Source organism: Caballeronia humi (genome assembly GCF_001544475.1).
GTDB classification, from domain to species: Bacteria; Pseudomonadota; Gammaproteobacteria; order Burkholderiales; family Burkholderiaceae; genus Caballeronia; species Caballeronia humi.
In genome coordinates, this window is the sequence record NZ_FCNW02000109.1 from 1 (window position 1) to 7,081 (window position 7,081).

Below are 7,081 nucleotides of genomic sequence, written 5' to 3' on the forward strand. Positions count from 1 at the left end.
AGCGCGGTTTCGTATCACATGATGGGCGTGCCCACCGCAATGTTCACGCCGCTCTTCGTGATCTCGCGCACCGCCGGTTGGAGCGCTCACATCATCGAGCAGCGCATCGATAACAAGATCATCCGGCCGAGCGCGAATTACACCGGTCCCGAAAACCTGCAATTCGAGCCGTTGAACAAGCGCAAATAACTGCAATCACCCGGTACCACCATGAGCCATATTTCCAACGTCCGCCCCGATCACGATCGCGTGTTGATCGACATCGTCGACTATGTTCTCAACTATAAAATCGACAGCACGCTTGCGCTCGACACCGCGCGCAACTGCCTGATCGATACGCTCGGTTGCGGACTCGAAGCCCTTTCCTACCCCGCCTGCACCAAGCTGATGGGACCGATCGTGCCGGGCACGGTCGTCCCCAACGGCGCCAAGGTGCCGGGCACCCAATTCCAGCTCGATCCAGTTCAGGCCGCGTTCAACATCGGCGCGATGATCCGTTGGCTCGACTTCAACGACACGTGGCTTGCCGCTGAGTGGGGCCATCCGTCGGATAACCTCGGCGGCATTCTCGCGACCGCCGACTGGTTGTCGCGCAACGCCATTGCAGCAGGCAAAACGCCGCTGACGATGAAAGACGTGTTGATCGCAATGGTCAAGGCGCATGAAATTCAAGGCTGCATCGCGCTCGAAAATTCGTTCAACAAGGTCGGACTCGATCACGTTTTGCTCGTGAAGCTGGCTTCGACGGCGGTCGTCGGGCAGTTGATCGGACTCACGCGTGACGAGTTGATCAACGCGGTATCGCTCGCGTTCGTCGACGGTCATTCGCTGCGCACGTATCGGCATGCACCGAACACCGGTTCGCGCAAGTCTTGGGCCGCAGGCGATGCGACCTCGCGCGCCGTGCGTCTCGCGCTGATCGCGAAGACCGGCGAGATGGGCTATCCGTCGGTTCTGAGCGCTAAAACGTGGGGCTTTTACGATGTGCTCTTCAAGGGCAACGAGTTCAAGTTCCAGCGTCCGTACGGCTCGTACGTGATGGAAAACGTGCTGTTCAAGATTTCGTTCCCCGCTGAGTTTCACTCGCAAACAGCGGTGGAAGCAGCGATGACGCTTCATACGCAACTGAAGCAGGCAGGCAAGAGCGTCGAAGACATCAAGCGCATTACGATCCGCACGCACGAAGCGGCGATCCGCATCATCGATAAAAAGGGGCCGCTCGATAATCCCGCCGATCGCGATCACTGCATCCAGTACATGGTCGCCGTGCCGCTGATTTACGGCCGTCTCACCGCCGCCGATTACGAAGATTCCATCGCGCAAGATCCGCGCATCGATACGCTGCGCGCGAAGATGGAATGCATCGAAGACCCGCAATTCACGAAGAATTATTTCGATCCGGAAAAGCGCTCGATTGCGAATGCGCTGACCGTCGAATTCAACGACGGCTCGAAGTTCGACGAGGTGGTGGTCGAATATCCGATCGGACACAAGCGCCGTCGCGCGGATGGCATTCCGCTGCTCGTCGAAAAGTTCAAGACGAACCTCGCGCGCCGCTTCCCGCAAAAGCAGCAACAGGCGATCCTCGCGGTATCGCTCGATCAGGCAAAGCTCGAAGCGATGCCGGTCAATGAATACGTCGATCTGTACGTGATTTAAGCAATAAAGGGCGCACAGCGTGCGCCCCGTCGAACGCTCAACGCCGCACCCAGTCCGTCCAAAGCACGACCAGAATCGTCATCAGCGCGGGGCCGATGAAAAGCCCGAGCAGACCGAAAGTCTCTGCGCCGCCGAGAATCCCGAACAGCACGAGCAAAAACGGCAGCCGCGCTGAGCCGCCGATCAGCACCGGCCGCACGAAGTGCTCGGCCACGAACACCACGACCAGTCCGAACGCCGCGACGCAGATCGCCGCCACCATCGAGCCTTGCGCCAGCAGCCACAACGCCGAGCCGAGGAACACGATGGGAGCGCAGAACGGCAGCATCGCGGCGATCGCGGTCAGCATCCCGAGTAAGGTTGCATGCGGCACGCCCGCGATCGCGTACGCGACGCCGAGCAGCGCGCCTTCGCCCAGCCCCACCACGACGAGCCCCACCACCGTGCTGCGCACCGAATCGGCCATGCGCCGCGCGACCATCGCGCCTTCGCCGCCGAACGCGCGCCGCGACGCCGCGAACAGTTGCTCGCCGAGCCGCGAACCCGCCTGAAAGATGAAAAACAGCGCGACGAGCATGAAGCCGAAGATGATCAGGGCATGCGCGACGCGCCCGCCGAAGTGACGCGTCATCGCGACCAGGTTGGCGCCGTGCAGCTTCTGCACCGCCGGCGACGACCGGAGCGGCATCGCGAGATTATCCGTCCACCACTTCGCGATCTGCCGCGCGCCGGCGGGCAACTGGTTGACCCAGTCGGGCATCGGAATGCCGGTGCGCAGCACTTCCTGGAACCAGTGCAGCACGTCGCCGGCTTCGCGACCGGCCTCCGTCGCAACGGCCACGAAGGGCAACACGAACAAAAGGCCGATCGCGGCCGTCAGTACGAACGCGAGCACCGTGTGGTGCTTGCCGAGCCACGGCCGCCGCTCTAGCCAGCCGAACGCGGGCCACAGCGCGATGGCGATCACCGCGGCCCAGACCACGGCCGGGATGAAGGTGCGCACGGTCCACAAGGCGACGGCGACCAGCACCGCATAGAGCACCGCCGTTGACGCCCGTTGCAGCCGCTTTCTGCGGGCGTCTTCTTCGTCTTCGGAGGGAATCGATTCGTGCTGGATCATTGGAATAGGGTAAGGGATGGCTCGTGCATTGTATGTCGGGGCCGTTTCGACAGCCTTTCGCCCGGAATATCGTTCTTTACAATTCGATCGGTCGCGTTCCTTATAATCGAACGACCTTCTCTCTGGCATCCGCTCTAAGAATTGCAGTGAAAGTCATCCACCCCATTTACAGCGTCTGCGCTATCGCCCTTCTCGTTACCGGCTGCTCGTCGGGGCTCGATCGATCGCGGGAAGAAGCGGACAACGCCCGGGCCGGCGTCGTCGTGAGCATGGCTAAAAGCGGCGTCGAGATGCGCATGTTCGAAGCAACGCTCTTCGATAGCGACGAAACCGCCGTGCGCCCCGACAGCGTGGCCATCCTCGATCGCACCGCGGTGCTGCTCAAGCGCAGCACACGGCCGGTCCTGATCGAAGGCCACACTGACAACGAAGGAACACGCGTCTACAACGACGCGCTCTCGCTGATGCGCGCCGAAGCGATCGCCAATGCGCTTATCGCACGCGGCGTGCCTGCCGCGCGCATCCGGACGAGGGGAATGGCGTATCTGCAGCCCATCGCGAGCAACAATACGCCTGAGGGACGCGCGCAGAACCGGCGCGTAGAGATTTTCGTGACGTCCGAGAGCACCGATACGCTGCTCGGACGGAAACCGCTCAGGCTCGACTGGCTTCCATGGTGAGCAACTGCGCACCGTCGGCGACCTGATCCCCGACGCTGAACAGGATTTCGCCGACCGTGCCGGTCGTCGGAGCCACGATCGTGTGCTCCATCTTCATCGCCTCCATCACGAGCAGCGGCGCGCCCTTCTCCACCGATGCCCCCGTTTCCACCAGCACCGCGATGATCTTGCCGGGCATCGGCGCGGTGAGGCGCCCTTCGTGCTCGGCGTCGGCGGCGTGGGCCATCAGGTTCTGCCATTCAAACGCCAGCGACGCGCCCTGGTAGAACACGTGGAAAACGTCGCCGTCGATAAAAACGCGGCCCTTGATGAGCGTCTCGTCGAGCAGCACCGAGAACGTATGCGGCTCGTCCGCATGCGACCAGTCGAAGCGCAGGTTTTCGCCGAGCAATTCGAGACGCTTGCCTTCGGCGTTGCCTTGCGTCGAATCGCGCGTGAAGACGGCCTGCAGCGTTTCGTCGGTATCGATTGCGCGCCAGTTCAGGTCTTGCGCGTAGCCGCCCGCCATGCGCCAGTGCGAGAGCGCATCCCACGGCGAATTGCCATGCGCCTCACCGCCCTCGCGCGTGAGGAGCGCCGCGCAAGCGAGCGCGAGCGCCTGCTTTTGCGGTACGGTCGAAGGCGCGAAGAGCGTGTCGTGATGACGCTCGATCAGGCCGGTGTCGAGATCGCCCTGCGAAAACGGCTCGCTCGCAACGATCCGCTGCAAAAACTCCACGTTCGTATGCGGCCCGACCACTTCGCATTCGCGCAAGGCCCGCGCCATGCGCGCGAGCGCATCGGCGCGATCGCGGCCGTGGACGATCAGCTTCGCGATCATCGGATCGTAGAACGGCGTGATGGTGTCGCCTTCGCGCACGCCGCTGTCGATGCGCACGTTGTCTTCGAGCGTGAATTCCACCGCTTGAGGCAAGCGCAGATGCTTGAGCGTACCCGTCGAAGGCAGGAACCCGCGCGACGGATTTTCCGCGTAGATGCGCGCTTCGATCGCGTGGCCTTCGACCTTGAGTTCCTGCTGCGTCAGCGGCAGCGGTTCGCCCGCCGCGACCTTGAGTTGCCATTCGACCAGATCAAGGCGCGTGACCATCTCCGTCACCGGATGCTCGACTTGCAGGCGCGTGTTCATCTCCATGAAGTAGAACTGGCCGTCGTGCGTCATGATGAATTCGACGGTGCCCGCGCCGACGTAATTCACCGCGCGCGCGGCCGCGACCGCCGCTTCGCCCATCGCGCGACGCACTTCACCGGTCAGGCCCGGCGCCGGCGCTTCTTCGAGCACCTTCTGATGCCGCCGCTGCACCGAGCAATCGCGATCGAAGAGATAGACAGCGCCGCCGTGTTTGTCGGCGAAGACTTGCACTTCGACGTGGCGTGGACGCAGTAGATACTTTTCGATCAACACGCGATCGTTGCCGAAGCTCGATGCCGCTTCACGCTTGCACGAGACGAGCGCGGCAGCGAAATCCGCGCTCTTCTCGACGACGCGCATTCCCTTGCCGCCGCCGCCCGCGCTCGCTTTCAGCAACACCGGATAGCCGATGCGATCCGCTTCTTTCTGCAATAGTGCGGGGTCTTGATCGTCGCCGTGGTAGCCCGGAACCAGCGGCACCGATGCCGATTGCATCAGCGCTTTCGCTGCCGCCTTGGAGCCCATCGCGGAGATCGCCTCGACGGGCGGTCCGATGAACACAAGCCCTGCTTTGTCGCAAGCGCGCGCGAAGTCTTCGTTCTCGGACAAGAAACCATAGCCCGGATGAATCGCCTGCGCGCCGGTTTTCAGTGCGGCATCGATGATGCGTTCGATCCGCAGATAGCTCTCCCCCGCCGCCGATCCACCGACGTGCACCGCTTCATCGCACACGGCGACGTGCTTGGCTTTCGCATCGGCATCGGAGTAGACGGCGACGCTGCCGATACCCAGGCGCTTCGCCGTCGCGGCCACACGGCACGCGATCTCGCCGCGGTTCGCAATTAGTATTTTGTTGAACATGGCAATTTACATCCTGAACACGCCGAAGCGCGTGTCTTCAATCGGCGCGTTCATCGACGCGGCGAGTCCGAGACCGAGCACGTCGCGCGTTTGCGCGGGATCGATTACGCCATCGTCCCAGAGGCGCGCGCTCGCGTAGTACGGATGGCCCTGAACCTCGTACTGCTCGCGGATCGGCGCCTTGAACGCTTCCTCGTCCTCCTTCGACCAGCTTCCGCCCTTGCCCTCGATGCCGTCGCGCCGCACGGTCGCGAGCACCGAGGCCGCCTGTTCACCGCCCATCACCGAGATGCGCGCGTTCGGCCACATCCACAGGAAGCGCGGCGAATACGCGCGGCCGCACATGCCGTAGTTGCCCGCGCCGAACGACCCGCCGATGATCACCGTGAACTTCGGCACCTTCGCCGTCGCGACCGCCGTGACCATCTTCGCGCCGTTCCTCGCGATGCCTTCGTTCTCGTACTTGCGCCCGACCATGAAGCCCGTGATGTTCTGCAGGAACACGAGTGGAATCTTGCGCTGGCAGCACAGTTCGATGAAATGCGCGCCCTTCAGCGCCGATTCGGAAAAGAGAATGCCGTTGTTCGCGATGATCCCGACCGGATGCCCCCAGATATGCGCGAAGCCGCAGACGAGCGTCGTGCCGTAGCGGGCCTTGAACTCGTCGAAAGCGGAATCGTCGACGATGCGCGCGATCACTTCGCGCACGTCGAAGGGCTTCCTCGTATCGACAGGAATCACGCCGTAGACGCTCTGCGGGTCGTAGCGCGGCGGCAGCGGTTCTCTCAGCGCGAGCGGCGTTTCCTTCACGCGATTCAGGTTGCCGACGATACTGCGCGCGATCCCCAACGCATGCGCATCGTTTTGCGCGAGATGATCGACAACGCCCGACAGACGCGTATGCACATCGCCGCCACCGAGGTCTTCTGCGCTGACTTCCTCGCCGGTCGCGGCTTTCACCAGCGGCGGGCCGCCGAGAAAAATCGTGCCCTGATTCTTCACGATGATCGACTCGTCGCTCATCGCCGGAACATAGGCGCCGCCCGCCGTGCACGATCCCATCACGACCGCGATCTGCGCGATGCCCTGCGCGGACAGGTTCGCCTGGTTGTAGAAGATGCGCCCGAAGTGATCGCGGTCGGGGAACACGTCGTCCTGATTCGGCAGGTTCGCGCCGCCCGAATCGACGAGATACACGCACGGCAGCCGGTTCTGCTCGGCGATTTCCTGCGCGCGAAGGTGCTTCTTGACCGTGATCGGATAGTACGTGCCGCCCTTGACCGTCGCGTCGTTGCAGACGATCACGCACTCGTGCCCCGCAATCCGCCCGATGCCCGTGATGACGCCCGCGCCCGGCGCGTCGTCGTTGTACATGCCGTAGGCCGCAAGCTGCGACAGTTCGAGAAACGGCGTGCCCGGATCGAGCAATTGCGCGATGCGGTCGCGCGGCAGCAGCTTGTTGCGCGAGACGTGTTTGTCGCGCGCGGCCTGTCCGCCGCCCAACGCGAGCTTCGCGACTTTCTCTTTCAAATCCGCGACGACCGCTTCCAGCGCTGCCGCATTCGTGCGGAATTCTTCGCCGCGCGGGTTCAGTTTCGTTTCGATGATCGGCATGGCGCGCCCTTTATGCCG

Annotated in this window: 6 protein-coding genes; 3 read left to right on the forward strand and 3 right to left on the reverse strand. The window is 63.1% G+C overall.

Annotation, left to right across the window (positions count from 1 at the left end; genetic code table 11):
- Together AWB65_RS33695 and AWB65_RS33700 are read left to right on the forward strand one after the other, a co-directional pair.
- Positions 1 to 189, forward strand: a 189-nt coding sequence (locus AWB65_RS33695) for a citrate/2-methylcitrate synthase (RefSeq protein WP_327359538.1), incomplete at its 5' end; no start/stop codon positions are given.
- A 21-nt stretch (positions 190 to 210) separates the two neighbouring features.
- Positions 211 to 1,659 (forward strand): bifunctional 2-methylcitrate dehydratase/aconitate hydratase, encoded by a 1,449-nt coding sequence (locus AWB65_RS33700; RefSeq protein WP_087671127.1) that lies wholly within the window; start codon positions 211 to 213, stop codon positions 1,657 to 1,659.
- Positions 1,660 to 1,696: 37 nt separating this feature from the next.
- Here the strand turns inward: AWB65_RS33700 and AWB65_RS33705 are convergent, their stop codons facing one another.
- A complete protein-coding gene (locus AWB65_RS33705) occupies positions 1,697 to 2,779 on the reverse strand; it encodes an AI-2E family transporter (protein WP_087671128.1) in 1,083 nt (360 codons plus the stop codon).
- Positions 2,780 to 2,925: 146 nt separating this feature from the next.
- On the opposite strand from AWB65_RS33705, the gene AWB65_RS33710 reads away from it, so the two are divergent.
- Entirely contained in the window at positions 2,926 to 3,459 is a 534-nt protein-coding gene (locus tag AWB65_RS33710) for an OmpA family protein (RefSeq protein ID WP_235008046.1), read from the forward strand.
- Here the strand turns inward: AWB65_RS33710 and AWB65_RS33715 are convergent.
- A complete protein-coding gene (locus AWB65_RS33715; protein WP_087671130.1) occupies positions 3,434 to 5,449 on the reverse strand; it encodes an acetyl/propionyl/methylcrotonyl-CoA carboxylase subunit alpha in 2,016 nt (671 codons plus the stop codon). The genes AWB65_RS33710 and AWB65_RS33715 overlap by 26 nt on opposite strands.
- Positions 5,450 to 5,455: 6 nt before the next feature.
- Positions 5,456 to 7,063, reverse strand: coding sequence for a carboxyl transferase domain-containing protein (locus tag AWB65_RS33720; protein WP_087671131.1), 1,608 nt, complete (start codon positions 7,061 to 7,063; stop codon positions 5,456 to 5,458).
- Between the last annotated feature and the right edge of the window lie 18 nt (positions 7,064 to 7,081).